This window comes from Pantoea sp. alder81, from assembly GCF_020179835.1.
Classification (GTDB): domain Bacteria; phylum Pseudomonadota; class Gammaproteobacteria; order Enterobacterales; family Enterobacteriaceae; genus Pantoea.
This window is the reverse complement of record NZ_JAIUDA010000004.1, coordinates 297185-323856: the sequence shown is the minus strand read 5'-3', so window position 1 is coordinate 323856 and position 26672 is coordinate 297185. Positions and strand designations below refer to the sequence as shown.

The window sequence follows — 26672 nt, the reverse complement described above, 5'->3', positions numbered from 1 at the left end:
GAGATTGAAGGCCGTTTATGAATGGTTGTTGATTGGGTTCTGCGATTGAGTTTCTTCAATCGCCCATTCATAAACCACACAGGGCACATCGTAATGTTGTTCGATGCCTTTATAGGTCATTCCTAATCGCTGCATGACGCGTTGCGAGGATTTAATTTCAGATATTCTGTTTCTAATCTCATAACAACTGCAGATTGAGACTGTTGGTGATTTTACGGTTGATACTAAAGTTGTTTTACGTGAAACCAATGCCAGCTTAAGGCTGGATCGTGCCCTGTCTGGATATATGTCTCACGGGATTAATGTTTGCAATGCCTCATCTATGGGGCATAGAACTCCTTTATGACTCATACAGAAGCCATTTGTTTTTGAATAGATTATTCAATAAGGCGGCCTGACTATCCGTAGCGATGTTTGCTACCGTCTGGCGAACACGCCCGCAGCCCGTCTGGGCAGAGATTATTTTTGACGCAGGTCTGGATTTCGACATGTTTACGCCATCGACACGTTTTGACGATATGTCGATAAAATCGATTTTTTTAAACATATGGCCGTGACATGTTTATGGCATCGACATATTATGGCCATATGTCGATAAAACTGGATTTTTTAAACATATGGTCTGGAATCCTGAAGTCCCTTATAACGCATTGCCCTTGCTGCCCCCTGACCTCGAAACCATAGAGACTCGTAGGGTGTTAAAGGCTTGTATCACAGCTCGGGCTGCGGTGGCGGAGTTGAAAACCGCCGGGGAGCTGATTCCCGATCAAGGGTTGCTGATTAACATCTTACCCATGTTAGAAGCGAAGGATTCATCGCGCATTGAAAACATCGTGACCACCAGCGACCAGCTTTTCCAGTATGCGGATCATGATGAAAACGCCGATCCCTCAACAAAAGAAGCGTTGCGCTATCGCACGGCACTGTTTGAAGGCTTTGCTCATCTTGATGCTTACCCGTTATGCACCAATACAGCGATAACGCTTTGTACCAAGCTGCGCGCCGTGCAAAGTGATATTCGCAAAACGCCAGGTACGGTGTTGCGTGACCAACACAACAACGTGGTATACACACCTCCTGTGGGTGAAACCGCTATTCGTGATTTGATGGCAAACTGGGAACGCTTCATTCATGCCGATGATGAGATCGATCCACTGGTAAAAATGGCGATTTCGCATTATCAGTTCGAGTGCATTCACCCCTTCCCTGATGGTAACGGTCGCACTGGGCGTATCCTGAATATTCTGTATTTGATTCAAACCGATCTGCTTTCGCTGCCCATTCTGTATCTCTCGAGGTTCATTTTGGAAAACCGAGACGACTACTACACGCTGCTGCGTGACGTTACCGAGCAGGGTAAATGGGAAGCCTGGATTCTATTTATGCTGGAAGCCGTGCGAAATACCGCCATTTGGACGACGCAAAAAATTGCCATTGTGCGTGCATTAATCACCGAAGCGTCGGCGTACGTACGAGAAAAACTGCCAAAAATATACTCCCATGAGTTGATGCAAGTGCTGTTTGCACAACCTTACTGCCGTATCGAAAATCTGGTTGAAAGTGGTATCGCTAAACGTCAAACGGCATCCGCTTATTTGAAACAGCTTGTGGAAATTGGCGTGTTGGAAGAGAAAAGCTACGGACGCGAGAAGCTGTATATGAACACGCGTCTGTTGCAGGAACTGAATCAATAAATGAAACGGGATTGAGTGCTTCGTTATGCCGCCCTCAATCCCAGAACCGCTATTCATCAACAGCGTGTGCACTCTACTGTGCCAGGAACGTTCCAGGCACAGATATCACAACCTCAGCTGCCCACCCAAAATAGCATCCGCTTCCTGAAGACTGACATCCAGTCCCGCTGAAGGCGTAAATGTCAGCTCGCCGAAAATGACTTCACCATTCAGCAGATAGAAATCAGCGCGCACAAATTTAAAATCGGTCGCAAGTTTCATTGCATACTGCTTCATTTTCACAAAGCCATCAGGCATCTCTGGCAGGTCATACTTATTAACCAACTTCACCGTATCCTCGAAGGGAAGCGGATTCCAGTTCATGTCAAAGTAATAGAATTTCGGCTTGCCTTTTTCGCGGCCGACACAAACCATGACCGCGTAAGGTTTCCCGTTAAAGCAGTAAAACTTATAGTCGTCTGGAAAACCACCACGTTCATTCTCGATGAATTTCTCACAAAGAATTTTTCTCTCGATCTTACGGTATTGAGGCTCAATAAAATGTGATGAGAAATCTTCACTTAACCACTTGCTCAGCTGCTTGTTAGTTTTTTCAACATCTAATGAGGATTTATCACTACAAATGATGTTGTAGCCTGCACCGTGATTGCACTTGAGGGCAAATCTTTGGGGCAATGCGGCATAGTCAATGTCTTGAGGATTATCGTAGACGCCATAAATCTCATTGAGAATTTCACCGCAGCCTTTGGAGGCAATGTATTCTCTAACCTTAAATTTATCTGCACACTGTGTGTAAATCTCGTTATTGAACTCGTTAAACTTGAGCCACTGAATCTTTTCATTAAAATTAGTGGGATTGGTCAAATTAAGTTTTTTCTTGAATTTAATATAATAGTGAGCTTTAGCACAAAACTCTGGTGAAATGTTAGCGCTAATTTTTAGAGCTGATTTAACTGTGTGTTTTATCATTCTCATTGAAATTATCTCATTTTAAAAATGTTGAGGTGCATTTTGATGATTGTTCTATTCTTGAAAAAGTAATTCAGAAGAGTGCAAGACAAAATTTCGACAATCAAAAAACAGTATGCAGCGCCATTAATCCCGAAGGTACGAATCATGAGCCAGGAAAATGGCACGGTTAATACACAACATAAAAACATTTTCTTTGCCAGGTAGTTGTATCCGGACTCTTTAATCATATATCGGTAACAGATCGTTCCCAGTGACGAGAACATCGTGCCAATAATGATGATGGGTATGATTTCCACAGACCCCATATACTTATTGCCATAAAGCAAATGGATAAAATAATCACCAAACAGATAGAATCCACCTAGCACAGCAAGGGACAAAAGAATAACAATCCTGTTGATTTTACTTAGTAATTCATCAACGGTGAGTTGGTTTTTCTCATTGTATATTTTTGAGAAGAAACTCGTTATTAATGCCAATACGATAAATGACCAGGCGCCTCCTATGGTTAATGCAACGCTATAGACCCCCAGATTTGAGTAAGAGATCATTTTAGCCAGGAAAATACTCGATATCTGCGTGTAGATATCCGCTGATATGCTCGAAAGAATGAGCGCCCCCCCGGTGTACAACATGTGGCGGTTGTACATTACGGCACCTTTACTGCTTTCATTAACTGCCGTGGTCTGCCTAAAGTAAACGAGGCGCAAGATGTAAGGAACCAGTGGGATAATGATGATAGGTATCGTGAAATAGTAAATCGGCAGCTCAAAGTGCGATATGTAGAATCTTGCCATCAGTGCCAGAGACAATCCGATGACATTGGTAATCGTATTGATCTTTGATTTTAATTGAGTGTTGTTGTAGATCGAAAAGAAGTCCATCACGATGTAATAAGTCGCGATGCAGTTGGCCACACCAAAAATAAATACCGTTAAGTCAGTAAATAAGTAGAGGTAAGTGAGCACTGCGCCTGATGAAATCAGAAAGAAAAAACGCCTCTGATTCTGCGTGTGCATCGCCAAAGAGATACCTGAACGGGCTCTCTCGCTCATGCGCTTGAAAATAATATTCTGACCGCCAAACCATGACAACGTCTGTACAAATATAAACAGAGAGGTGGCAATGTTGATCTTGCCAAAGTTATCAGGACCAATGTATTTAGCCATTAAAGAATTTATGTATATCAGCCCAATGATATTGACTGATTTCTCCAGCATGATCCATATCGCGTTAGAATACATTTTACGTCTCACATAAACTTATGTTGAGTTGCAGTTTTCTTGCTTGATAGATGTTCTACGCTCAAAAGCAACGAGATTTATATGCATTACTGGTATATTTATTTTCCAAATTCTTATATAGTCAAATAACCTTCACATTACTTCTTTACTTTACGCTTTCATTTTAATTGGTCGATACTGTGACTGTTTACACAAAAATAGTGAAGAGGTTTCTGTTCGAATCAGATTAGTAGCAACCATTTATTAAAATCAGTGCCAGCCATTAATAAAGCATCGCATTGACGGAATTAATTAAATAGGAGAGTAATAATTAGGAAGATAGTGAGGGCGGTGTGCATAAGCGTGGCAGCCGGGATAGTAAAACTCAAACCCATTCATCCCTCTCCTAAACGCGACGGTTTAACACAGGACATCAGGCTGCGGCAATATCAACAAGGGTAAGCGCTACGTTTAGCGCATCGAATCGATTTAAAAATGGGGGAATGAACTCGCGCTTTTTAAGCCGACGTGCGTGCCTTACATGTGGCATCGAAAAGTTCTGGTGATATACCGATAAATCATCTTACATAAAGAGTTCTGAGCATTGCGGCTGAAAAATCCCAATTACACCACCACCCTCCTCTTTATCACTGTGCCTCGTACCACTGCCAGCAATATCCCCCCCACAATCAGCAGCGTGCCGATCACTTTGCTGTGATCCAGCGATTCATGCAGAATCGCCACGCCCATTAGCAACGCCAGCGCCGGGCTGAGCAGTGACCAGGGCAGAATCTGGCTGGCGGGATAGCGTTTCAGCAGGCCGTACCACAATGAATAAGCGAGGATTGACGAACCCAGCGCGCTGTAGATGACCCCCAGCCAACCGCGCCAACCCGCCACGTACAGTAAGGAGAACTGATGCTGCTCGGTCAGTAATGAGCTCAAACCCACCAGCGGAATGGCAAACAGTGACAACCAGCCCGTCATCGCCAGTGGTGCAATCGGCGGCAAACGCTTGATCAGCACCGTGCTGCATGCCCAACCACAAGCGCTCATCAATAACCACATGATGCTTTGCCAGTGCGTCAGGGCCGGACTGCCCGTGAGAATCATCACGCCAATAAATGCCACCACTACGCCCGCGATTTGCCGATAGTGGAGCCGCTCTTTAAGCCAGATTGTCGCCAGCAGCATGGCTATCGGCGTGCCCATCTGGATAAACACGGCGGTGGTACCCGCATCGGTGGTTTGCATGCCAATTACCATCAATCCGAAATGCACAAAACCAAAGGTGAACGCCAGCAGCAGCATGCCGGGCACCTGACGGCGCGTTAAGCGATGGAACGGCAGTAAAATCGCCGCCACCAACACAAAACGCAGCGTTAGCATAAACAGTGGCGGCAACTCCATCAGGCCAAACTTCATGGCGATGACGTTAAATGCCCAGCCATTCACCACCAATAGCAGGACGAACACATCGCGCAGAGAGACTGCTTTCACACACGTAGCCGCGTGGGCGTTTGCAGATGAAAATCGTGCTGCAGCTGGAAACGTCGTGCCAAAGCCAGCAACTGACGTTCAGCACCATCGCGCCCGATTAACTGCATGCCGATCGGCATCCCTGCATGATCAAACCCCACCGGCAGACTGATCGCCGGCAGTGCTGACAAACTTGCCAGCGCGTTGTAGCGCATGTTGCCGGTCAATACGCTCTCTTCGCGATCGCCCATTTGAATCGCTTCCAGCCCTTTATGCGGTGCGGTAAACGGCAGCGTTGGTACCAGAATCACATCCACCTGATTGAGATGCTGCAACAGTTGCATGCGCAGTCCGGTGCGGAAGCGCTGGGCTTGCAGATATTCCACTGCCGTAATACTTAAACCCGCCTGCAGCAGCTTTCGCACGTCAGCGCCGTACTCTTGCGGACGCTCAGCAAGCCAGGCGGCATGCAATGAAGCCGGTTCCGCGAGGTTGATCAGCACCAGCGCATTCACCGCCTGCTCAAGCCCGGTAAAGTTCAGCGTCTGGCAGCGCGCGCCTGCTGCACTAAACCACTGCACCATTTGATCGTAAGCAGCGCCGACATCGGGCTGTACCTGCTGATGCACATCCGGCAGCAGGCCGATACGCAAACCCGCCAGGTCCGGTAGAACAGTGAGCGGCTGCGATTTGCCATCCAGTGCGTTAAACACCGCTTCACATTCTTCGGCATAGCGCGCCAGCGGCCCCACCGTATCGAGACTGGTCGCCAGCGGGAAGATGCCCTCCGTGGAGAGTCGCCCCACGCCCGGACGTAACCCCGTGATCCCGTTCATCGACGCCGGTAAACGAATCGATCCACCGGTATCGGTTCCGAGCGTTGCCAGCGCACTGCGCACCGAAGCTGCCACGCCGGAACCCCCGCTGGATCCGGCGGGAATGCGTGCATCATCCCAGGGATTGCTGCTCGCGCCATAGTGCGGATTGTTAGTGGTGCCGCCCCATGCGAACTCATGCATATTGGTGCTGCCGATAATTAACGCGCCCGCCTGCTTCAGACGCTGTACCACCACTGCATCGCGTTGGGCGATATTACCGCTCAGGATTTGGCTACCGGCGTGCATCTCCTCGCCGGCCAAATCGATATTGGCTTTGATGGCGATCGGCATCCCGTGTAGTGGCCCGAGATCGTAGCCCTGCTCTAACATGCGCTGGCTGGCTTTGGCCGTCTGGCGAACCTGAGACACATAAACTTCATTGAACGCATTGAGATCGCGCGTGGTTTCCTCACGCGCCAGACAGGCTTCGACCAACTCTGGCACGCTGGTCTGCCGCGTGCGCAGCTGCTGAGCCAACGTCAGCATCGAGGCATCGATTAACTCACTCATGAGGCAACTCCAGCGGCGGCTGCAAAGCGGATACCCAGGCGTTTGCCGGCAGTAGTATTGGCGCGAAATGTTGTGCAGCAAAGGCACTGACGCCCGCCGCACGCGCTTCACAATCGGTGAGCAGATGTTCCAGTTCAACCGCATCTGCTGCGCAATGGCGTTGTATTAACGCCAGACGGAGTGTCAGTGCATCCATAATCCATCCTCTTTTATAGCGGGCGCACAGCGGCACGCCCATAACCTGTTTAAGGTGTGTGATGACTTATTTGTCACCCATCGCATCGACCGCCTCTTTAGCCTTTGTCGCCAGCTCGGTATTCACGTTGTTCTGATACGACGTGGCTTCAGAGGGATAGGCTTTGATGTTTTTGGCGTACAGCGCAATGTTCATGTTGTTATCCCAGGCCTTCTGCGACACCAGCACATTCTCCGGATAGCCTTTGGCATCAATTTCACGCTGCACCGCAGTTTTCACTACCTCCTCGGGCAGCGCCGGGAAGTATTTGCGTGCAATAGTCACCGACTCAGCCGGGTGCTTGTAGATATAGCGCGAGGCCTGTTCAAAGGCGGTGACAACAGCCTGCGCGGCCTGCGGATTTTTATCGATATACTGTTGAGTGGTGGTCAGGCTGGAGAAGGCAAACGGATACCAGGATTGTGCCGCTGAGAACGAGTAAACCACGTGGAGTCCATTCTGCATTTCCGCCATGGTGGTTTGTGGCTCCGCCGCCAATGCGTAATCCGCACGACCTGCCGCCACCGCCGGGATCTCATTGCCAATCGCCACATGCACCAGCTTCACGTCTTTGAGGTTGTTCTGTTTGATCAGATAACTCATAAATGCCCACGTGGTGTCGGGTTGCGGGCTGGTTACCACGCGTTTACCCGCTAGCAGCGATAAATTGTCCTGCAATGAAGCCGCTTCTTTGCCGAAGATAAAGATAGTTGGCGCGTTCTGAACACCGGCTACAACCACCCCTTTGCCACCGTTTTCACGGGTTTTAGGCACAAACACCGGATCCTGAATCGAAAAATCAGCCGAACCGCCAATCACGGCTGACCAGGATTGCGCCCCGCCGCCGCCAGTGCTGATTTTGACCTCAACGCCCTGCTGTTTGAAAAAGCCCTGTTCCTGCGCCACATACAGCGGCAGATAGAGCAGAGACTGAAACGCCTGGTTGATGCGCACTGGCGTGTCGGCCGCGTGCGCGCACACCATGGAAGCCAAAGAGACTGCGGCAGAGATCGTAGCTAAACGGAATTTTTTCATGATTATTTCCTGTCCCAGGAGAGAATGAGGCGTTCAAGAAATGCCACCAGCGCGTTGAAACACAGCATCATCAGCATGACCAGCACGATGCCAGCCAGCACAATGTTCATACCGAAGTTGGAACTGCCCAGCAGGATCATGTGACCCACGCCGCTATCTGAAGAGATGTATTCGCCAACGATGGCACCGACCAGTGCGAAGCCAACATTGAGGCGTAAGCCTGACAGCACCCACAACATGGCAGATGGCACCACCAGCTTGAAGAAGATGGTGCCGCGTCCAGCGTTGAAGGATCGCAGGAGGTTGATGAGATCAGGATCGGTGCGCATCGCGCCTTTATAGGACGTCGTCAGTGACACCACCACGCACGAAAACGCCACAATCACCACTTTGGAAAGCATCTCCGTGCCAAACCAGATGATGGTCATTGGCGCAATCGCCAGCACCGGAATTGAGCCGATCGCGGCGATAAACGGCGCGGCAAGGTCGGAGATAAAACGCGAGTACCACAGCAGCAAGCCCAGAATCGAGCCGCCAATCGCACCCACCGCAAAGCCCACCAGGGTTTCAACGGCGGTGACGCGGATATCGGTCACCATCTCACCGGACTGGAAGCGCTGAACCAGCACCTCCCACACCTGAGACGGGCTGGAGAACAGGAAGGCATTGATGTTGCCACTGCGCACACCGAGTTCCCAGCCTCCCAGCAGCACCACGACAATTGCCACCTGCAAAAACAGCAGCGTGTAGCGGCGTGCGTTAGCCGATCGGAAAAAGGTTTCACGCGAGCTGCGATTGGCTGTCGCGGCAACCGTGGGGCGCGTAGACACTGAGTTCATTGTCATTTCGTCCTCTCGTTAGTTAACCGGCTCAGGCTGGATGCCGATGCTGCGCCAGATGTGCTCGTAATACTCATTAAAACGCGGCGACAAGCGGCGTTCGGGAATCGACAGGCTTTCCGTGCCGAGATCGACCTCAATCTCCTGCACAATTTCACCTGGTCGCGCTTTCATCACATAAACACGATCCGACAACGTGACCGCCTCTTCGATGTCATGCGTAATGAAGATCACCGTCTTGTGCTGCTCTTTCACCACGCTCAGCAGCTCACTTTCCAGCGAGATTTTGAGCGGGTAGTCCAGCGCCTTATAAGCCTCATCCATCAGGATGATTTCCGGGTTGGTGACCATGGTGCGCATCAGAGCCACACGCTGTTTCATGCCGCCAGAAAGCTGCGACGGATACTTCTGCTCGTAGCCGGTCATTTTGTAGAGTTCGAACAGTTCACGCGCTTTGGCTCGGGCCTGTGCTTTGGGCATGCCGCGCACCTCCAGCCCGAGGATCACGTTGTCGATCACCGTACGCCACGGGAACAGCAGGTCTTTTTGCAGCACGTAGCCCAGTTCCGGTGACGGCGTGCCGGTGGTTTCACGATTCTTCAGCAGAATGCTGCCGCTGTCGGGCATCAGCAGTCCGGTGATGATGTTGAACAGTGTCGATTTTCCGCAGCCGCTGGGCCCGACAAAGGAGACAAATTCATTGCGATTGGCGTGGAAGTTGAGGTTGCGCAGCACCGTCACCTCACCCTCCGGCGTGGGATAGCTTTTGTGGATGCCAGCGGCTTCCAGAACTTTACTCATGGTGTTCCCCCAAAGGTCGCGCGTGGCGATTGTGAACCGTCAGCGGCGAAGGCGGGGCCTGCACCGGAACGTAATCTTTCAGGAAGTGATAGCCGAGATAGTCACTGCTGCGGGCGCGCAGAATGGCGGATTGCACCTCGACGCTGGCAATCGCCATCCCTTCCGTGGTGCCACTGTCCGCCACGATATTCCCCAGCGGATCGATGATGCGGCTGTGGCCGTGATAGTGCAGATTGCCGTGCTGGCCGCACAGATTGGATTCGATCATCCAGCATTGATTTTCCAGTGCGCGCACGCGGCCAAACAGCGTGTAGCTATCGACCATCGGATCGGCATCGCCTGCACTGCCGTCTCCGGCATAGCCCCATGCGGTGGGCATGATCATGATGTCCGCGCCTTTCAGCGCCAACTCGCGAGTGCTTTCCGGGAAGACTTTGTCGTAGCAAATCAACATACCAATGCGGCCAATTGGCGTGCTGAACACCGGGAAATCGCTGCCGGGATAGTAGACATGCTTCTCATCGCCCGGCTGATGCACTTTGCGATACACGCCGACCAAACCGTCTGGCCCTAACAGCACCGCGCTGTTAAACAGGATTTCGGCACGTTCGGGATGGCGTTCTGTCATGCCAAAAATCACGTGCAAGCCCAGTTGCGTGGCGAGCGTCTGTATTGCCTGTACGCTCTGACCCTCTGGCACCACTTCGGCTTGCGCCATTTGCCAGGCCACTGCTTCACCGTTCCAGTTGAGCGTATCCGGCAGATAACCTTGCAAAACCTGCTCAGGGAACACCACCAGATCGGCGCCCTCCTGTGCCGCATGTTCCATCCAACTCAGCAGGTTGTTAAGGTTGCGGGTTTTGTCGTAAAACGCGGTCAGAGTGACGCTGGCGATGGTGGTTATGTTCATAGCAGCTCCCAGAAGTTTTCTTTTAAACTGCTACTCTGCTCACATTTAGACCAATACAATTTTCTTATGTGATAATTTTTATCATATGTGAGAAATTAACTTTCCAGTTCACTAAGCAGAAGAATCATTGCCAATGAAAACCACCCGACAGCATGAAGCCTCCGGGCTGGGCGCCGCCTTGACCGGTGAACAAGATTTTGGACTGCGAATCAAGATGATACGTCAGGCACGTGAGTTGACGCTGGAGCAGGTTGCCGAGTTAAGTGGCGTGTCAATTTCGACACTTTCAAAGATTGAGAAAGGCCAGGTATCCGCTTCATTCGATACTATTGCCAAGATTGCCAGCGCGTTTGATTACTCTCTGGCAGAACTGTTTGCCGATGAGCTGCCGGCGCCCTCGGTGACGAGCGCCGCCATTCAGGGGCGTCGCACCTACACTCTGGCCGGCAAAGGACTGGCATTTACCAATCCCTATTTTCGCTATGAAGTGCATGCCGCTGAACTGCTGGTGAAAGGGATGATTCCGGTGGTGATGGGGATTGAGACACGGGAGTTGCCGCCGCCAGAAGCCTGGTCTCAGCATGCTGGCGAAGAGTTCATTTACGTCTTATCAGGCGAAGTAATGTTGCATACGCAGCTCTACGCGCCGCTGCGGCTCGCGCAAGGCGATAGCGCCTACATCGACAGTACGATGCGCCATACCTTTGTACGGCTGAGTGAAGCAGCCGCCAGCTTGATTTCCATTTGCCAGACCGAAACGTTGGATATTGGGGATTTGACGCGCGGTGCCTGACCAGAGCCTTCCCGCCGCGCCAGTAAACGCAGTAAACTAGCCGCCGATCCCCCTTAAAAGGAACTTCAGCTATGGCACGGGAACACCACTATCAGGTCACGGTTCGCTGGACCGGCAATCGCGGTACCGGCACCTCTTCTTACACGGCTTACGATCGTAACAGTGAGATGCTGGCAAACGGCAAACCTACGATGCCTTTGAGCGCCGATCCGGCATTTCGCGGTGATGCAACGCGCTGGAATCCTGAAGAGTTACTGCTCGCATCGGCCTCAGCCTGCCACAAACTGTGGTATCTGCATCTGTGCGCAGACGCGGGAATTGTGGTGGAAGATTATGAAGATGCGGCGGAAGGCACCATGGTGGAAGGGGCGCGAGGTCGTTTCACGCAAATCACGCTGAAACCACGTATTACGCTGCGCGATCCGGCAGATGCGGACCGCGCGCGTGAGTTACATCATCAGGCACATGAGGCCTGTTACGTGGCAAATTCACTCAACTTCCCGGTGAACTGCGAACCGACGTTTGCCTGATCAGGCGGCGCCGGCCAACGGTGGTTGCGGCGGTTCCCACAGTCGCACGCCATTACGTCCGGCGCGTTTCACCTCGTATAACGCTTCGTCCGCATGGCGCAGCCAGTGACGTAATGACTCCGCATTGGAGGCAGAGGCAATGCCAATACTCACCGAGCAGTGAAACTCCGCTGACGCCGGCAGGCGCACCTGAGCAATTTTTTCTTTGAGTCGGTTCGCCAGTGCCACCACCGATTCATCGGTCGCATGATGCACGATCACGCCCAGCTCATCGCCACCGAAACGCGCGGGAATATCCTGCAAGCCCACGTGATTGCGTAGCAGCGCCGAAATCTCCGCCAGCAAAAAATCCCCGGCTTCATGGCCCCAGGTATCGTTCACCGACTTGAAGTAATCGAGATCCATCAGCAACAGATAGCCCGCACTTTCACCACGACGCGTGCTGAGAAATTCACTCTCCAGACGACGCTCAAACAGCCGACGGTTGGGAATTTCCAGACCAGGATCCATCAGTGCGATGCGTTCCAGTTCCCGGTTTCGTTTACGCAGTTGCCAGGTGAGATTGTAAGACGTCACGCTCAATACCAGCATATAGCAGGTTGCCAGCGGCAACGTCAGCCAGACGGTTTGCGCACTGAATGCGAGATGGACCCCCGCGCCATCTACCAGCCAGACCATCACAAAAGCACAAAGGAAAGCCTGCATGGCCGCGATCAACTGCGCTGCGCCCCCTGCTGCGTAACGATCCGAGGCCAGCACCGCCATAATGATAAATGACGGCAAAGGGCTAAGCGCCATCAGCGCCACCCAAATCCCACCAAATGCCGCGTCTAGCGTTAAGTTATTGCGTTCGGTGCCGGTTGAATCCTCTGCACGCAATGCCCGGCGATAAGCCACCCACGGCCAGACAAACGCATTGGTAAATAACAGGGCGCTGAACGCCACACCGCGATCCATCTCCATCAATACAGAGAGAATCGGGAAGAAACATAAAATTGTGCCAAGCTGGCGCATGATAAACATACGACGTACGAAGCGTTCCGAACGCCGCTTCAGATGGCTATCATCAGGTGAGTAATAATTCATTCACTGGAAAAGTCTGATCGACAAGAAAAGCAGTTTAACGGGAAAAACAGCGAGCGGAGCGGTTTATTTTAAGAATATTTACCTTGCGCTTAACAACTGCGCAAGGTTCGTTAAGATTGCGTAAAGCTATCACCGAAATTTACGCCCAGCGGCCAAACAACCTACAACGGCTGCCGTCACCACCAGCATCGATGGATTAATGGATTCATGAAGTAACCAGGCTGAGAAAATGAGGCCAAAGAAAGGCTGTAAAAGCTGCAGTTGTCCTACGCTGGCGATCCCCCCTGTTGCCAGGCCTTTATACCAAAAGATAAAACCAATCAGCATGCTGAACAGCGATACATAACCCAATGCCCACCACGCAGACGCATGGACCGACTGGAAACTGCCGGGTGCAGTCATCATCGTTGCCAGCAACATAGCAGGCAGTGAAAGGATCAGTGACCAGCATATAACCTGCCAGCCGCCCATGTGACGAGAAAGCATCGCCCCTTCCGCGTAACCCAGACCGCATACTAATGTTGCAGCGAACATCAAGAGATCACCGGTCAGTGATGCCGCTGCGCTGTGCACCAACGCAAACCCCATCACTAATAGACAGCCAAGAGTGGAAAATAACCAGAATGCTTTTCGCGGTCGCTCGCCTCCGCGAATCACAGCAAAAAGTGCGGTAGACATTGGAAGCAATCCAATAAAAACGATGGAATGTGCTGAGCTAACATGCTGTAACGCCAGTGCAGTGAGCAATGGAAAGCCTATCACGACACCCAGCGCGACAATCAGCAATGAAAAAAACTGCCCCAATGCAGGTCTGCGCTGTCGAAGAACTAAGATGAGCAGGACCGCTAACATTCCTGCAATTGAAGCGCGCATAAAAGTCAGGAAAAAGGGGTCAAAACTTTGTACCGCCACGCGCGTTGCCGGTAACGACCGACTAAAAATAATCATCCCGATAAATCCACTCATCCATCCCTGTAATCCAGCATTGCTAGCGTGACACACCCTTGTATTACTGCTTCTTGCCATAAACGCCACCTTGATTCATTCACTTACCCACCGGGGGAGTTGCTGCACTTCAGTTAAAACACATGCGAAATATGCCTGGCAGGCGTGGACTCAACTGTCAGCGAACAGAACTACGGCTCACTATCGGGCCGTATGGGATGGCTGGAAAAGCAACTTGGCGAGGCTGATGATGCTCCGGTTCTGCTGTTACTTCACCATCACATTTTTCCTTCCGAAATCCTTCACTTGATGAAACGATATGCATGGCAATGAGTGAGATTGATGAGCTGATATGAAGATTTCCGGACAGGCTGCTGGCTGTTTCTTTAGGACACGTTCACGGCCCTATTGCTGCCAATTTTGCGGGGATCCCGGCAAATATTTGTGGTTAGGTCTGTTCTGCAAATCCATTACGGTTCGGTTCAGTAAGTGTTCCATCAGCGCGGGAAAACCCAATGCTAATGATTCAAAGGGATGAGCAGGGAATACTTAGCAACCATCAGTTCTGCATGTGAAAATTTATATTTATTCGTAAAATGGCATCCGCAGCATGAATCGTCATCTCAGGCTCAAAGCAGCCCGGGTAATAGTAAGCTCCGCTTCGAGCGAAAAACGGAAGCTGCAGGGAATAAAATATAGACTTAAATAATTATATATTTTTTGGTAAGGTGGATCTTGTAAGCATGTGACATACAAGAGAACTCCCACAGACTTGAACCCACACTTGGCCAGGTCATTCAGTTCATCACGTTTTTTCTGTTGCGGAAAAAAGGTTTTGCGGATTTATACAATAGCATCATGATTCATATACAGGACGTTTACTCATGAAATCTCTCTTAGAAATAAATGACTTACAACAACATGTGAAGCGTAATTTAAGTCAAAAGAATTACCATAACCTTGAGCAACTGTTTGCACCGTTGGCGGAACTGGATCTGCATAAAGTGCTGCAAATTCAGTTCCTGTTTAACCCTCAAGTTGAAGATGTGAATGAAATACTGCAACAACTTCACGCCTGGAAGGAAGAAGTTCCGCAGAGTTATTATCCTTATGTTTTCATTGCAGGCTTCTGGTATATGACCGCTGCAAATGAACGTGGGATAAAAACTATGGACCGTGTAACTCCCGCACAATACCAGAGATTCAGTATTGCCAACGACCAATTTTTTTACTGGGCGTTGAAAACGCTTGAATTAAATCCTAAAAGTGTTGTGATCTATAACAAGCTATTAGAGGCGTCAGGACGATTTGGTATACCTGACTGGCTGGAGTTGCCTGTCAATCAACCAATTGAATTCACCTGCGCGCATTACGATGATGATGCCAGGAAGTATATATCTTCATTTGATGGATATAGCCTTCCAGAGGGACTGATTAAAATAACGCTTTCGACACCAACTGCTGATGAAATAAGCTTCATTCCACTCTATTGGTTGAGGCACATCCTGATAACGGCACCTGGACATATTGAGTCAAGAAAAACGATTATCAGGCTTCTGTCACCGAGATGGTATGGTGATGAAAAATATGAAAAAGCATCTCAATTCCTGGAAAGTGAATACTGCTCAGGCTTATCTGATCTGCAGATGAAAATTTTGCATCGCGAGAAAGAATATGACCGGCTAACGGCATATAATACACTGCCATCGGTCAATCTTAGAAAAGCTCTGGAAAAAAGAGAGATTCAATTCGCAGAACTCGTTAATGACCACCTTAGCGATGAAGAAGATTCCCTGACCCGGTTCGAATATATTGATTTCTGTTACCATATTCTGACGACTATGCCTGACGATCGTAAGAATTCGAGAGATGCGTTGGTGTGGAGTATTTATCAATCATTGCATGATATTGTCAAACTTGCTTCACCCTGGATTATTTTCTACCGGGCTACTGAGGTTTTCAATGTCCTGTTCTCCATGATGAAAATTTTTGAGTTTGAAGATAAGTTGAATGTCTTTGACGACCTCTCCAGACAAACGAAATACCGCAATCTTACCTCCCCGATTGAAGTCTTATACAGCGCTCTGGCTGCAAACTTTCCGTTATCCGACATGTTCCTTGAAAATCAGCGCGAAAGTATTGAGGATTATTATATTTCCGGAGAAAAAAATCTTGATTACGGGATGTTTAGATTGCACATTTTTATCCTGAGTAAAATGGGCTATGCTGCATCGATAAAGTCAGTGATTGAAAAGTTTTCCACCGAATATCGTGGGATTAACGCTTCCATACTATGTTATGAGATTTATTACGGTAACGCTCCTGGCCTTGCAAAAATGTTTTCTGTTAATACTAATATCGACAAAGCAAATATGTTTCTTAATATTGCCATACAGCGAAGTTCTTCACAGGCAATGTTGATTAAATCTCGTGATTTAGAGACCTTGATAGAAGGTAACGATAATCCCTCTGAGAAGGCAGAATTAACCATTGAAAGAGAGAGATTATTAAAAATAAATATTCAGTCAGGGGATGCATTATCACAGTATGATTATGCATGTAGTTTAATTGCATCCAGTGATGAGAAGCAGATTCGTCAGGGATTGTTTATTGAGGCCCCCAAAGTATTGCTTCAAGCAGGTGTAAGGATAGATCAGATGGCTTACATTGCCTACCTGTATGCTTTTTGCGCATTCAATGCCCGGGGTATGGATAAAAACCTTTTTGTTATGGATTTCTGGATCAAACAAGCGATGCAATGGGACGCGGATCCAAACTACTGGAATTTTCTTCAGAAGGTTAAAGAAGGTGTCGCCTTAAGACCTTTGTATAACTATTACGTAAAAAGGTCTAAGGGTAAGATTTCTGAGGAAATGAAAATCATTATGGAACATGTGGTTCAGTAAAGGGGATCAGCCGATGTCAGTAGTTTCTTTTGTAATATTCATTGCAGTAATGTTCTTCTTCGTCAGGCCGAGGATCTTGAAGGCACAAAAAAAGGCTACCACGGTTATGTTACCAAGAAAGAAATAGCCGCTGTCCGTAACCGTTTTGTTTGAGACATCCGGATAGTTACTGGCCCTTTTTTTAAAGAGGGCCAGTTGGTTACTTTAATAACGGTTGCCATTGACCACGTTCAATTGGGAATTAATCCTTTACACTGCAGCTGGGACAGCACACTGCCTTATTATGACCTCCATCGTCTGCGACTGGTTGCGAGAGGGATACGTCGCACAACTTGAGGAAGAGAAGCGAAGAGATGCCGGGCAACGTCAAACCCTGGCGCGAAAAATCTTGCAGGTTTTTACCTGCTATGGCCATCCGAATGCCTATTTTATCTGGATTGTGTTACCCGATGAGGCTCGGGCGGAGCGCGTGGTAAAACGCTTGCTGCAGCATCGAATTTCCGTTTCAACCGCAGAGCCTTTTAGTACCTCGACGACCGTGCCGCAGGCTATCCGACTGGCGCTGGGTTCTGTAAGCCTGCATGATTTGCAATCGGCACTGATAAAAGTAAAGGAAGCGATTGAATACGAAAAAGATTTGTAAGACGAATCGTGGTTTTCAGCCACTCAATCAGTGAGAACTTTGAACCCACAGCGATTTTTAGCAGCCGATTAGCACCAGCGGTTGTCACACCAGCGGCTTGCCCGCAGGATGTTCACTGCCCCCTGCTTATAGGAAAACATCATGTCTCTTTCTGCGGCACACAAGCGCGTGCTCATCGCCGGATCGGTTGGCAATTTTATTGAATGGTATGAATTTGCCGTTTACGGTTTTATGGCCACGCTAATGGCTAAAAACTTCTTCCAGCTTGAAGGTGAAAGTGCCCTCACCAGTCTGATTCTGACTTATGCGGCATTCGCCGTGGCCTTCTTTTTCCGACCTTTAGGCGCGGTGGTGTTCGGCAGGCTGGGCGATCGTTATGGACGCAAACCGGTGCTGATCGCTGTGTTGATATTGATGACGCTCGCGACCGCTGCGATCGGTCTGGTGCCGGTTTATGGCTCCATTGGCGTTGCCGCACCGCTGCTGATTACCGCGTTACGCATCCTGCAAGGCTTGTTTGCGGGCGGAGAATACGGCGGCGCAGTTTCGCTGATGACGGAGTTTGCGCCGCCTGGCAAACGCGGCTTTTACGGAGCATGGCAGTCTCTGACCGTGGCGTTTGGATTACTGGCGGGCGTGGCCGTGGTGGCGGTTTTGCCGTTGCTCATCGGAGACGCAGCGATGAGTGACTGGGGCTGGCGCATTCCTTTCCTGCTTGCACTGCCGCTAGGCGCCATCGCACTTTGGCTACGTTCAGGCTTAGAAGAGTCTCCACAGTTTGCGCAAGCCACCGAGGCAGAAAGCGCGTCGGTCGGCGCCACTGCGCGTGCCATTGTGCTGGGTATCGGACGACTGATGGTGTGGTCCGCGGCGGGTTATACCTATCTGGTGATTATGCCGACGTATCTGCAGGCTGCGCTGCATACCGGCTTCAATCAGGCGCTGCTGATTGCGGTGATTTCTAATCTCGGTTTCGCGGCCACCATCCTGCCTGCCGGAATCCTGAGCGATCGCGTGGGAAGGCGCGCCGTAATGTTACTGGCAACGTTTTTATTGTTGGTGCTGGCATTCCCGCTGCTGAAAGTATTGCAGGACCCACAAAACGGCTTGCTGATCAAAGCGGCGGTGGTGTTTGTGGCCGGGGCATTGGTCGGTATGCTTGCAGGCCCTGGTCCGGCGATGCTGGCGGAGATGTTCCCGACGCGCGTGCGCTACACCGGGCTCGGATTAGCTTATTCGCTGTCGAATGCGCTGTTTTCTGGCTGCGCAGGGCTGATTATTACCGGTTTGATGAAGCAGACGGGTAATGCGGATATTCCGGCATGGTATGTGATGGGTACGGCGCTGGTGAGCTTTGTCGCGCTGTGGACGTTGAATAAAGACGATCACCGCAGGCCACTTTAAAAAACGAAGGCGGCCATCAGGCCGCCCCATGTTTTACCGTAATTAACGCCCCGCGCCCTGCAAGCGGAACTGCGACACTAATCTCTCCAGCATCATCGCTTGCTCTTCCAGCGAGTTTGCCGAGTGCGAGGATGCACTGACCAGTGTGGCGTTTTGCTGAGTAGTGGTATCGAGTTCACCTACCGCGCGAGCAATTTGCTCAATACCACGGCTTTGCTCATCCGATGCCGCAGAAATCTCCTCCATGATCTCATTCACGCGGGCAATGCTGCCGAGGATTTGATCCATAGTTTCGCCGGCACGCGCCACCTGCTGATGACCATTGCTGATGCGGCTCACTGACTCGCTGATCAACTGTTCGATATCTTTTGCTGCACCGGCACTGCGCTGTGCCAGATTGCGCACTTCGCTGGCGACGACCGCAAAACCGCGCCCCTGCTCACCGGCTCGTGCCGCTTCAACTGCCGCGTTTAGTGCCAGAATGTTGGTCTGGAAGGCGATGCTGTTAATGACGGCAGTGATATCCGCAATTTTCTTCGAGCTGTCCGAGATATCGCCCATAGTGCTCACCACATCGCGTACCGCTTTGCCGCCCTGGTTGGCATTATGCGAAGCTTCTGCGGCGATCTTGCTCGCCTGTCGGGCATTTGCTGCGTTGTTTTTAACGGTGGCCGTGAGCTGCTCCATGCTGGCAGCCGTTTCCACCACCGCCGCTGCCTGCTGTTCCGTGCGGGATGACAAATCCAGGTTGCCCTGGTTAATCTCGCTGGCGGCTTGCGACACGCTGCTGACGCTACTCAACACATCCCCAATCATGCTGCGCAAACGATCGTTCATCCGCCCCATCGCCGACGTCAGCTTACCGAGCTCATCGTGTCGATCGGTGGCGAACTGAGAACTTAAATCGCCGCTGGCAATGCGCTCCGCCAGCTCAAGGTTGTGAAACACCGGACGCGTAATCTGACGGATGATGTACCACGCCACCAGCACGCCAAACAGAATGGCCAGCCCACCGATCAGCAACGACAGCGTAGCTGAACCGTTTGCCAGTTCATCATTGCGCGTTTTGACGATAGTAATGATCTTTTTGATCGCCGCGCTGCTCTTATCGCCTGCTACTTTTACCGTGTCTTCTGACGCGCGCAGCTGACCATAGCTGTCGGCAGCTTGCAGGCTAAGATCTTTGAAACGTTCCGTGTCCTGCCACAGCGCGTTGAAACCGCCCTGCTGCTCAGGTGGTAACTGAGCCAGCAAGGCTTTCATGCCCTGATCGGCCTGCTGGAAATGGGTTTGCAAGGTATTGCGCAGAGTATCAGTGACATTGAAGCGCAGCGCCCAGGCTTCTTCACGCACGTTACTGATAGCAAATAACAGTTCGTAAATCTGGTTGGTCAACTCAGGATTGGTCACCGGTGTGCGGATCAACTGCGTGTAGCGCGATGTCATATCCTGCTGACTCAGGGAATCGAGCTGTGCACGCTGGCTATTCAGTTGCTGCGTGGCTTGCGTCATCGCGCCAATGCTGTTCTGGAAGCTGGCGAGATGGGTATCCAGTTCATCCACCAGCGCGCGGGCATTGTCTGTCCAGGAGAGTTGTTTGGCTTCGCGATTGAGCTGCTGGGCATGCGCCACGTAATCAGCCATCACTTTGCCCGATTTATCATCACCATAGAGATATTTGAGGCGGTTAATTTTGGCCTGGAACACCTCAATGTTGATGTCGTAAATCAGATTGGTTTTCTGGTAAATATCGTGAATCGCATTGAAGCGCTGCACGCTAATTCCAGTGGCTAACGCCACCAATAGCAACACAATGCCAAATCCTGCTGACAATTTTCGGGTGATGCGTACATTACGTAAACGGGATACCAGCCCCATGTTCCCTCTCCTGCGAATGTTGTTTTTGTAAATTCTGGTAAGGGAGTTATCGGAGCGAAGCGGGATTTGTTTATCGCGGAGATCACAAAAAAGCGATTACAGGATGTTATGCGCCGCCGGGCAGCGGCGCGAGCAGGTTATCGCGCGGATTGCGGGGCTAGCTGGCTGATAAACAGGCCTGCCGCACTCACCGCATCCACCGCGATTTTGCCGAGCTGCTGGCGAATGCTGTCGCCCAGCGCGATGGTGGAGAAACCGGTGCAGGAGAAGGCGATCACTTCTATGCCCTCGCGATAGAGACTATCGGCGCAGGCCAGGGCGGCGGCGCGACCTTCGGCACTCAGCAAGTCCGTGGTGTTCAGCACCCCTTCCGGACGCGCATAACGCACTGATTCACCCAGCAGCTGGCGGAAAGGTGCCGGTGCCACCGCGCCAATGCCCATCACGGCCACAGGACGCTTCTACATGCGCGCAATACTTGCCGATGCCGAACCGGCGCTGATCACCGGAATCGATACCGCATCACGCAGTGCCGCCAGGCCCGGATCGGCGGCGCAACTCAGGAACAAGGCATTGCAGCCGTCAGCTTCCAGTTGCTGGCCGAGCACCACGATCTTTGGCACCGCCAGTGCTTCACTGGCATCATCGAAAATACCTTTGTGCTGATCGGGAATCGCCCGGCTAATGGCGTTAATGCCATATTCCTGATGAATCAGTCGGCCATGCTCTTCGACAAAGTGCTGATCTGGATGGGTTAATACGCGGATGATGCCTAACATGAGGTGTCACTCCTGGTGTGAAGTTGAAGGTGTTTGCTCAAGCAATGCTGTTTTAATTGTGTGCAGTAAATTGGCAGGTTTGAACCGTGGAGACAACTGTTGCCTGCCGTCATTCATAAGTCATTTAACTACAGCAAGCTTACTGCGTCGCTCATCACCCCGCGTAACCAACGGTGTGCTGCACTATCCTGCGTCCTGCGGTGCCAGAGCAAATCAAAGGGGATCGAAGGTAATTCTATTGGCGGTTTACACATTACGAACCGATCTTGATGGCCCGATGTCGTCGCCACGCGGCTCAGCACTGTCGCCACATAATCCGTGCCAGGCAGTAAATCAGGTACGGTAAACATGGTGGGCAAAGTCAGGCTGATGTTGCGCGCCAATCCCTGCTCCCGCAGTTTTTGATCCACCAGCCCATATCGGTTGCCTTCCGGGGAGACGAGGATATGTGGCATTGACAGAAATGTCTGTAGGTTCATCTCTTCATGCGCGATGGGGTGATCGCCTCCCACCAGCGTGACAAAGTCATCGCGTAGTAGCGGTTGCGAAAGAATACGGTTCTCGGCTTTGGTCGGTGGCACGCCTACAGCAACATCAATTTTACCCGCATCCAGCAGCGCAACGACCTCATCACGATCGATAAAGTAACGCACATGGATGGTGCAATTGGGTGCCAACGCCGCCAGCTTTTTGGTTAATGCAGGCAGCAAAACATGTAGCGGGTATTCAGTGAGGCCCAGCGTAAAGCTGCGTTGCTTGTCATTAGGATCAAACTCCTCGGCCGGTTTCATCAAATCACGTACCTGACTCAACGCATCCGTTACCGGAATCGCCATCTCCTGCGCCTTGGCCGTTGGCAGTAAACCTTCCGCGCTGCGGATAAACAATGGGTCATCAAATACGCGACGCAAACGAGCCAGCGCTGCACTCATCGCGGGTTGGCTTACGCCCGCCAGCGCCGCTGCTTTCGTCACGTTGCGCTCCATCATCAGGGCGTTAAAGGCCACCAGCAAGTTAAGATCGAAACCATCAAAATTCATATTTTGTATATTGCTCTATACCAATCATTTGTTGGATTGATAGTGGCAGCTTCGGGAATACTGCACAAGCCGGTGAGATGCACCGCTAACTTATTTAAAGAAGGTTTCCGCTATGTCCGTGACACAACAACTCGACCAACGTCTGCAAACAGAACGCGCGGCCGTAGAAAATCTGTACCGTGCGTTTAGTGAAAAGAACCCGGATCTGCTGGATCTGGCGGTGACGCAAGATTGGAGTGATATTCCTTTAGCGCCGGGGCAAGGGCCTGGACCAGAAGGATTTAAACCGGTGCTGGCAAGTTTTATCGCCGCTTTTCCGGACATCAACATCATCGTGCATGACATGCTGCAGGAACCGGGCAAAGCGGCAGTGCGTGCCGAAATCACCGGGACACACCAGGGCGAGTTTTTGGGTATCGCGCCAACCGGTCGCCGTATTCACGTTCGCCTGCATGAGTTTCACTTACTGAACGGTGAACGCGTCACGACCACCTGGCACATGGAAGACTGGATGGCGCTGTTCCAGCAGATTGGGCAATTCCCAGCTCCGTAAAACAAGCATTTCAGTTAGTGGATAGATAATCGCGGAAATCCGCTGCCTCGTTAGGCACTAATGATGCAGCGGAGAGTTGGGGGCAACAACAAACATCCGACGATTGAACTGGGATCATCTGCGCGGTTTAAGCCAGGCATAATCTTCCGCTGCTATGCTTGGCATCAGTCGTTAACAGTATTCACAGGCGGAACAATGAAAGTCGTGTTATGTGCGTATCACGAGATGGGATGTGCGGCGCTGGAGAGCTTGCAGGAAGTGGGATTCGAGGTGGTGTGCGTCTTCACTCACGCAGGTGCACATCAGGAAAACAGTTTTTTTAACTCGGTTGAAGCCATGGCGCTGCAGCTGAAGATCCCGGTGTTTTGCCCGGACGATATCAACACGCCAGAATGGATTGCCAAAGTCACCTCGCTGCAACCCGATGCGATTCTCACGCTGTCCTATCGACAAGCGCTCTCCCCCGCATTAATTGCCACTGCCAAAAAAGGCGCATTCAACGTGCACGCTTCGCTGCTGCCCACCTATCGCGGACGGGCGCATCTTAACTGGGTGATTATCCGTAATGAGCGTGAAACCGGGGTGACGCTGCATCGCATCAATGATGTCCCAGACGGTGGCCCGATACTGGCGCAGAGCCGTGTCGTTATCACCGATGAAGATGAAGCGCTGTCTCTCCATCGCAAGCTGGTGCGCACCACGCGCGAACAGTTGCCAGGCTGGCTGCGCGCACTGCGGGCGGGTAGTTTGATTGAACGTGCGCAGGATGAAAGTCTCGCCAGCGAACCGGGACAACGGAAGCCGGAAGATGGGCAGATTCACTGGCATCACACTGCCGATGAGATTCATGCTCTGATTCGCGGCGTCGCTTATCCGTGGCCAGGTGCGTATAGCCTGATGGGAGAACAGCGTTTTACCGTGTGGAAAAGCCGCGTAATTACCCAGCCGCATCAGCACGCACCGGGCAGCATTATTTCCATCGATCCGCTTTATATCGCCTGTGGCGAAAATGTGCTGGAAATTGTCGCGGCGGGATTATCTCATCACGACAATTTCAGTGCGGCGCAGCTGGTGCAGCACTTCTCGCTGAACGTGGGAATGCAGCTGAAGTAATTTTGAACTGGCGATTTCAGGCTGAAATCGCCAACTTTTATCACCAGCGAGTCGCTGCCATATCAATAACAAAGCGATACTTCACATCGCCTTTCAGCATGCGCGCAAAGGCATCTTCAACCGCTTCACCGGCAATCAATTCGATATCTGCCGTGATGTTGTGCTCTCCGCAGAAATCCAGCATCTCCTGCGTCTCTTTGATGCTGCCGATGGATGAGCCACTGATGCTCAAGCGACGGAAGACCATCGGGGTGACGTCAGGTGCCTGGTGCGGTTGTTCTGGAATGCCCACCAGCACCAAACGGCCATTGGTTTTTAAGGTCGCGAGGTAAGGATCGAGATCGTGAGGCGCGGAAACGCAGTCAATGATGAAGTCGAGAGAGGTTTGTGCCGCCGCCATCTGATCGGCATCACGCGAAACCACCACGCGGCTGGCCCCAAGACGACGTGCATCGGCACCTTTTTCTGGTGAGGTGGTAAACAGCGTGACTTCCGCACCCATCGCGCTCGCCAGTTTTACCGCCATATGGCCTAAGCCACCTAAACCGACGACGCCAACTTTGTCACCAGCCTGCACCTTGAAGTGACGCAGCGGCGACCAGACGGTGACGCCTGCACACAGCAGTGGCGCGACGCCCGCCAGCGGCAGGTTCTGTGGCACTGACACTACGAAATGCTGATCGACCACCACATTCTGCGCGTATCCGCCCCAGGTGCTGTCGCCGGTATGTTTATCAATCCCGTTGTAGGTGGCGGTAAATCCGGCTTCGCAGTACTGCTCTTCCTGCTGCTGGCAGAAATGGCATTCGCGACAGGAATCGACCATCACGCCAACACCTACCACATCGCCAATCTTGAAGTTTGTGACCGCTGCACCGGTTTCACGCACGCGACCGACAATTTCATGGCCCGGCACCAGAGGGTAGCGGCTCACCGCCCATTCGTTACGCGCCATATGCAGATCGGAGTGGCAGACGCCGCAATAGAGGATATCGATTTTAACGTCCTGCGGTTGCAGTGGACGCAGCGCGATCTGGCTGGATACTAAAGGTTTAGCCGCGTCGTGTGCGACAAATGCGTTGATTTTCATGGTGCCTCCGCAAGGTGCTGGCGTTATTGAGTTGAAGGCGGCAGACTATAGTCAACGTGGTGCAAAAATGATAGTAGTCACCATTTGGTGACCATAAAGGAGCGAGACTGATGCCAGCCTGGGTTGACGGTAAACTGGTTTTTTATGCGGATTCACCGCCGCGTCGCTTGATGGACCTGTTCTCGCAGAAATGGAACAGCATGGTGCTGCATGCGCTTTATCACTGGCCGGGACAGCGTGCGCGCACCGGGGAACTGCAGCGCAGTTTGCAGGGGATTTCGAAGAAGATGCTGTTTCAGACACTGAAAGAGCTGGAGCAGCGCGGACTGATTGCCCGCCACGTGTATGACGTTATCCCGCCCAAAGTGGATTATCGCTTAACACCGCTGGGACAGACCTTCGCTGCACCGATTGAGCAGATGTACCAGTGGGGATTGGATAATCAGGCAGCGTTGGATGCGATGGAAGCCCACTTAAAAGCGGCTACGGACGCGCCATTAGACGCGCCACCGTCTCCCGATCCCTCGGCAAGCGTGGGTTAAACACCACCAGACTCAAACCGGGCTTACCCTCAACGGCGAAGGTGCTGTATTCCAACTCCAGCACACCTTCGTCTGGCAGCCACAGTTGCTTTATCCCTTCGCCATGCTGACTCACCTCTTGCGATTGCCACAGCTGGCGGAAGGTTTCGCTCATCGCGCTGAGTTCTTCCACCAGCGCGCGCACATGCTCGCTGGCACCGGTGCGCGCCACGTCGGCACGGAAATTTGCCACCATACCGCGCGTGACCTGATGCCAATCCGGCAGACGCTTTTTCATCTCTTCGTTGCTGAACATCATCAGCAGAATGTTGCGCTGTTCCGGCGGCAGCTCGGCGTAATCCACGAACACCCTGGTTGCTGCGTGATTCCACGCGACCACCTGCCACTCGGCAGTTTTCACCAGTGCAGGCGTGTGCGTCATGCTGTCGAGGACGCGTTGCAACGAGGGGGAAACATCCACGCCCGCCTGCCAGGTGACGCCCGGCAACCGATTTTGCGCCAGCAGAAACAGGTGATCGCGCTCGGCGGCGCTCAACTCCAGCGCTTTAGATAAACGCTCGAGTACCTCTTCGGAAGGCGCTCCGCCTCGGCCCTGCTCTAACCAGGTATACCAGGTGGTGCTGACGCAGGCGCGCACCGCCACCTCTTCCCGGCGTAATCCGGGGGTGCGACGGCGCAACAAGGGATAACCCAGTTTGCCGGCATCCAGCCGCTGACGGCGTTTGCGCAGGTAGTTACCGAGGAGATTGTCGTCTTGCAAGGTCATGGCGTTATCCTGTTAGTGCATATACCTG

Annotated in this window: 26 protein-coding genes; 9 read left to right on the top strand and 17 right to left on the bottom strand. The window is 51.6% G+C overall.

The window, feature by feature from the left end:
* Positions 1-617: 617 nt before the first annotated feature.
* Complete coding sequence (gene fic / locus LBW88_RS13845) at positions 618-1694, top strand: protein adenylyltransferase Fic (protein ID WP_224932851.1); 1077 nt, start codon at positions 618-620, stop codon at positions 1692-1694.
* Positions 1695-1799: 105 nt separating this feature from the next.
* Here the strand turns inward: fic and LBW88_RS13840 are convergent, their stop codons facing one another.
* From LBW88_RS13840 to LBW88_RS13800, 9 genes are all read right to left on the bottom strand, one after another.
* Positions 1800-2669: an ATP-grasp fold amidoligase family protein gene (locus LBW88_RS13840; protein ID WP_224932850.1), complete on the bottom strand. Its 870-nt coding sequence runs from the start codon at positions 2667-2669 to the stop codon at positions 1800-1802.
* A gap of 5 nt (positions 2670-2674) precedes the next feature.
* Positions 2675-3910, bottom strand: a complete 1236-nt coding sequence (locus tag LBW88_RS13835; protein WP_414004083.1) for an oligosaccharide flippase family protein — start codon at positions 3908-3910, stop codon at positions 2675-2677.
* A gap of 603 nt (positions 3911-4513) precedes the next feature.
* Complete coding sequence (locus tag LBW88_RS13830) at positions 4514-5389, bottom strand: DMT family transporter (RefSeq protein WP_224932848.1); 876 nt, start codon at positions 5387-5389, stop codon at positions 4514-4516.
* A complete protein-coding gene (locus LBW88_RS13825; protein ID WP_224932847.1) occupies positions 5386-6756 on the bottom strand; it encodes an amidase in 1371 nt (456 codons plus the stop codon). The genes LBW88_RS13830 and LBW88_RS13825 overlap by 4 nt, the downstream gene beginning before the upstream one ends.
* Positions 6749-6952, bottom strand: a complete 204-nt coding sequence (locus LBW88_RS13820; protein WP_224932846.1) for a hypothetical protein — start codon at positions 6950-6952, stop codon at positions 6749-6751. Before LBW88_RS13820 ends, LBW88_RS13825 begins: the two co-directional genes overlap by 8 nt.
* A gap of 66 nt (positions 6953-7018) precedes the next feature.
* Complete coding sequence (locus tag LBW88_RS13815) at positions 7019-8026, bottom strand: ABC transporter substrate-binding protein (protein WP_224932845.1); 1008 nt, start codon at positions 8024-8026, stop codon at positions 7019-7021.
* 2 nt (positions 8027-8028) lie between these two features.
* Positions 8029-8871: an ABC transporter permease gene (locus LBW88_RS13810; protein ID WP_224932844.1), complete on the bottom strand. Its 843-nt coding sequence runs from the start codon at positions 8869-8871 to the stop codon at positions 8029-8031.
* A 12-nt stretch (positions 8872-8883) separates the two neighbouring features.
* Entirely contained in the window at positions 8884-9666 is a 783-nt protein-coding gene (locus LBW88_RS13805) for an ABC transporter ATP-binding protein (RefSeq protein WP_045834332.1), read from the bottom strand.
* The gene (locus LBW88_RS13800) at positions 9659-10576 is read right to left on the bottom strand and encodes a carbon-nitrogen hydrolase family protein (RefSeq protein ID WP_224932843.1); all 918 of its coding nucleotides are present in this window, start codon (positions 10574-10576) and stop codon (positions 9659-9661) included. Before LBW88_RS13800 ends, LBW88_RS13805 begins: the two co-directional genes overlap by 8 nt.
* Before the next feature lie 133 nt (positions 10577-10709).
* Between LBW88_RS13800 and LBW88_RS13795 the strand changes: the two genes are divergently transcribed.
* Positions 10710-11369 carry a helix-turn-helix domain-containing protein gene (locus LBW88_RS13795; protein ID WP_224932842.1) on the top strand — a complete coding sequence of 220 codons (660 nt, stop codon included), beginning with the start codon at positions 10710-10712 and terminating at the stop codon, positions 11367-11369.
* A gap of 71 nt (positions 11370-11440) precedes the next feature.
* Entirely contained in the window at positions 11441-11899 is a 459-nt protein-coding gene (locus tag LBW88_RS13790) for an OsmC family protein (RefSeq protein ID WP_224932841.1), read from the top strand.
* On the opposite strand, the gene LBW88_RS13785 is transcribed toward LBW88_RS13790, so the two are convergent.
* Together LBW88_RS13785 and LBW88_RS13780 are read right to left on the bottom strand one after the other, a co-directional pair.
* Positions 11900-12985 (bottom strand): diguanylate cyclase, encoded by a 1086-nt coding sequence (locus LBW88_RS13785; protein ID WP_224932840.1) that lies wholly within the window; start codon positions 12983-12985, stop codon positions 11900-11902.
* A 129-nt stretch (positions 12986-13114) separates the two neighbouring features.
* Positions 13115-14011, bottom strand: coding sequence for a DMT family transporter (locus LBW88_RS13780; protein ID WP_224932839.1), 897 nt, complete (start codon positions 14009-14011; stop codon positions 13115-13117).
* 803 nt (positions 14012-14814) lie between these two features.
* Here LBW88_RS13780 and LBW88_RS13775 point away from each other — a divergent pair.
* The 3 genes from LBW88_RS13775 to LBW88_RS13765 all read left to right on the top strand — a co-directional run bounded on the left by LBW88_RS13775 (position 14815) and on the right by LBW88_RS13765 (position 18883).
* Positions 14815-16836, top strand: a complete 2022-nt coding sequence (locus LBW88_RS13775; protein WP_224932838.1) for a DUF4034 domain-containing protein — start codon at positions 14815-14817, stop codon at positions 16834-16836.
* 283 nt (positions 16837-17119) lie between these two features.
* Positions 17120-17479 (top strand): hypothetical protein, encoded by a 360-nt coding sequence (locus LBW88_RS13770; protein WP_224932837.1) that lies wholly within the window; start codon positions 17120-17122, stop codon positions 17477-17479.
* Between the two features lie 141 nt (positions 17480-17620).
* Entirely contained in the window at positions 17621-18883 is a 1263-nt protein-coding gene (locus tag LBW88_RS13765) for an MFS transporter (RefSeq protein ID WP_224932836.1), read from the top strand.
* A gap of 42 nt (positions 18884-18925) precedes the next feature.
* Here LBW88_RS13765 and LBW88_RS13760 read toward each other — a convergent pair whose 3' ends face one another.
* From LBW88_RS13760 to LBW88_RS13745, 4 genes are all read right to left on the bottom strand, one after another.
* The gene (locus tag LBW88_RS13760) at positions 18926-20761 is read right to left on the bottom strand and encodes a methyl-accepting chemotaxis protein (RefSeq protein WP_224932835.1); all 1836 of its coding nucleotides are present in this window, start codon (positions 20759-20761) and stop codon (positions 18926-18928) included.
* A gap of 137 nt (positions 20762-20898) precedes the next feature.
* The gene (locus tag LBW88_RS13755; RefSeq protein ID WP_224932834.1) at positions 20899-21213 is read right to left on the bottom strand and encodes a hypothetical protein; all 315 of its coding nucleotides are present in this window, start codon (positions 21211-21213) and stop codon (positions 20899-20901) included.
* Between the two features lie 9 nt (positions 21214-21222).
* Positions 21223-21540, bottom strand: coding sequence for an aspartate/glutamate racemase family protein (locus LBW88_RS13750; protein WP_224932833.1), 318 nt, complete (start codon positions 21538-21540; stop codon positions 21223-21225).
* Between the two features lie 128 nt (positions 21541-21668).
* The gene (locus LBW88_RS13745) at positions 21669-22580 is read right to left on the bottom strand and encodes a LysR family transcriptional regulator (protein WP_224932832.1); all 912 of its coding nucleotides are present in this window, start codon (positions 22578-22580) and stop codon (positions 21669-21671) included.
* Between the two features lie 112 nt (positions 22581-22692).
* Between LBW88_RS13745 and LBW88_RS13740 the strand changes: the two genes are divergently transcribed.
* Entirely contained in the window at positions 22693-23133 is a 441-nt protein-coding gene (locus LBW88_RS13740; protein WP_224932831.1) for an ester cyclase, read from the top strand.
* Positions 23134-23328: 195 nt separating this feature from the next.
* Positions 23329-24246: a formyltransferase family protein gene (locus LBW88_RS13735; protein ID WP_224932830.1), complete on the top strand. Its 918-nt coding sequence runs from the start codon at positions 23329-23331 to the stop codon at positions 24244-24246.
* A 40-nt stretch (positions 24247-24286) separates the two neighbouring features.
* Here the strand turns inward: LBW88_RS13735 and LBW88_RS13730 are convergent, their stop codons facing one another.
* The gene (locus tag LBW88_RS13730; protein ID WP_224932829.1) at positions 24287-25336 is read right to left on the bottom strand and encodes an NAD(P)-dependent alcohol dehydrogenase; all 1050 of its coding nucleotides are present in this window, start codon (positions 25334-25336) and stop codon (positions 24287-24289) included.
* Positions 25337-25446: 110 nt separating this feature from the next.
* On the opposite strand from LBW88_RS13730, the gene LBW88_RS13725 reads away from it, so the two are divergent.
* The gene (locus LBW88_RS13725) at positions 25447-25878 is read left to right on the top strand and encodes a winged helix-turn-helix transcriptional regulator (protein ID WP_224932828.1); all 432 of its coding nucleotides are present in this window, start codon (positions 25447-25449) and stop codon (positions 25876-25878) included.
* Here the strand turns inward: LBW88_RS13725 and LBW88_RS13720 are convergent.
* The gene (locus LBW88_RS13720) at positions 25820-26644 is read right to left on the bottom strand and encodes a helix-turn-helix transcriptional regulator (protein ID WP_224932827.1); all 825 of its coding nucleotides are present in this window, start codon (positions 26642-26644) and stop codon (positions 25820-25822) included. The genes LBW88_RS13725 and LBW88_RS13720 overlap by 59 nt on opposite strands.
* Between the last annotated feature and the right edge of the window lie 28 nt (positions 26645-26672).

Bases quoted from the DNA above. Each gene is read 5' to 3' on its own strand.
- fic (WP_224932851.1), top strand. From the start codon at position 618: ATGGTCTGGAATCCTGAAGTCCCTTATAACGCATTGCCCTTGCTGCCC.
- LBW88_RS13840 (WP_224932850.1), bottom strand. From the start codon at position 2,669: ATGAGAATGATAAAACACACAGTTAAATCAGCTCTAAAAATTAGCGCT.
- LBW88_RS13835 (WP_414004083.1), bottom strand. From the start codon at position 3,910: ATGTATTCTAACGCGATATGGATCATGCTGGAGAAATCAGTCAATATC.
- LBW88_RS13825 (WP_224932847.1), bottom strand. From the start codon at position 6,756: ATGAGTGAGTTAATCGATGCCTCGATGCTGACGTTGGCTCAGCAGCTG.
- LBW88_RS13820 (WP_224932846.1), bottom strand. From the start codon at position 6,952: ATGGATGCACTGACACTCCGTCTGGCGTTAATACAACGCCATTGCGCA.
- LBW88_RS13815 (WP_224932845.1), bottom strand. From the start codon at position 8,026: ATGAAAAAATTCCGTTTAGCTACGATCTCTGCCGCAGTCTCTTTGGCT.
- LBW88_RS13810 (WP_224932844.1), bottom strand. From the start codon at position 8,871: ATGACAATGAACTCAGTGTCTACGCGCCCCACGGTTGCCGCGACAGCC.
- LBW88_RS13805 (WP_045834332.1), bottom strand. From the start codon at position 9,666: ATGAGTAAAGTTCTGGAAGCCGCTGGCATCCACAAAAGCTATCCCACG.
- LBW88_RS13800 (WP_224932843.1), bottom strand. From the start codon at position 10,576: ATGAACATAACCACCATCGCCAGCGTCACTCTGACCGCGTTTTACGAC.
- LBW88_RS13795 (WP_224932842.1), top strand. From the start codon at position 10,710: ATGAAAACCACCCGACAGCATGAAGCCTCCGGGCTGGGCGCCGCCTTG.
- LBW88_RS13790 (WP_224932841.1), top strand. From the start codon at position 11,441: ATGGCACGGGAACACCACTATCAGGTCACGGTTCGCTGGACCGGCAAT.
- LBW88_RS13785 (WP_224932840.1), bottom strand. From the start codon at position 12,985: ATGAATTATTACTCACCTGATGATAGCCATCTGAAGCGGCGTTCGGAA.
- LBW88_RS13780 (WP_224932839.1), bottom strand. From the start codon at position 14,011: ATGGCAAGAAGCAGTAATACAAGGGTGTGTCACGCTAGCAATGCTGGA.
- LBW88_RS13775 (WP_224932838.1), top strand. From the start codon at position 14,815: ATGAAATCTCTCTTAGAAATAAATGACTTACAACAACATGTGAAGCGT.
- LBW88_RS13770 (WP_224932837.1), top strand. From the start codon at position 17,120: ATGACCTCCATCGTCTGCGACTGGTTGCGAGAGGGATACGTCGCACAA.
- LBW88_RS13765 (WP_224932836.1), top strand. From the start codon at position 17,621: ATGTCTCTTTCTGCGGCACACAAGCGCGTGCTCATCGCCGGATCGGTT.
- LBW88_RS13760 (WP_224932835.1), bottom strand. From the start codon at position 20,761: ATGGGGCTGGTATCCCGTTTACGTAATGTACGCATCACCCGAAAATTG.
- LBW88_RS13750 (WP_224932833.1), bottom strand. From the start codon at position 21,540: ATGTTAGGCATCATCCGCGTATTAACCCATCCAGATCAGCACTTTGTC.
- LBW88_RS13745 (WP_224932832.1), bottom strand. From the start codon at position 22,580: ATGAATTTTGATGGTTTCGATCTTAACTTGCTGGTGGCCTTTAACGCC.
- LBW88_RS13740 (WP_224932831.1), top strand. From the start codon at position 22,693: ATGTCCGTGACACAACAACTCGACCAACGTCTGCAAACAGAACGCGCG.
- LBW88_RS13735 (WP_224932830.1), top strand. From the start codon at position 23,329: ATGAAAGTCGTGTTATGTGCGTATCACGAGATGGGATGTGCGGCGCTG.
- LBW88_RS13730 (WP_224932829.1), bottom strand. From the start codon at position 25,336: ATGAAAATCAACGCATTTGTCGCACACGACGCGGCTAAACCTTTAGTA.
- LBW88_RS13725 (WP_224932828.1), top strand. From the start codon at position 25,447: ATGCCAGCCTGGGTTGACGGTAAACTGGTTTTTTATGCGGATTCACCG.
- LBW88_RS13720 (WP_224932827.1), bottom strand. From the start codon at position 26,644: ATGACCTTGCAAGACGACAATCTCCTCGGTAACTACCTGCGCAAACGC.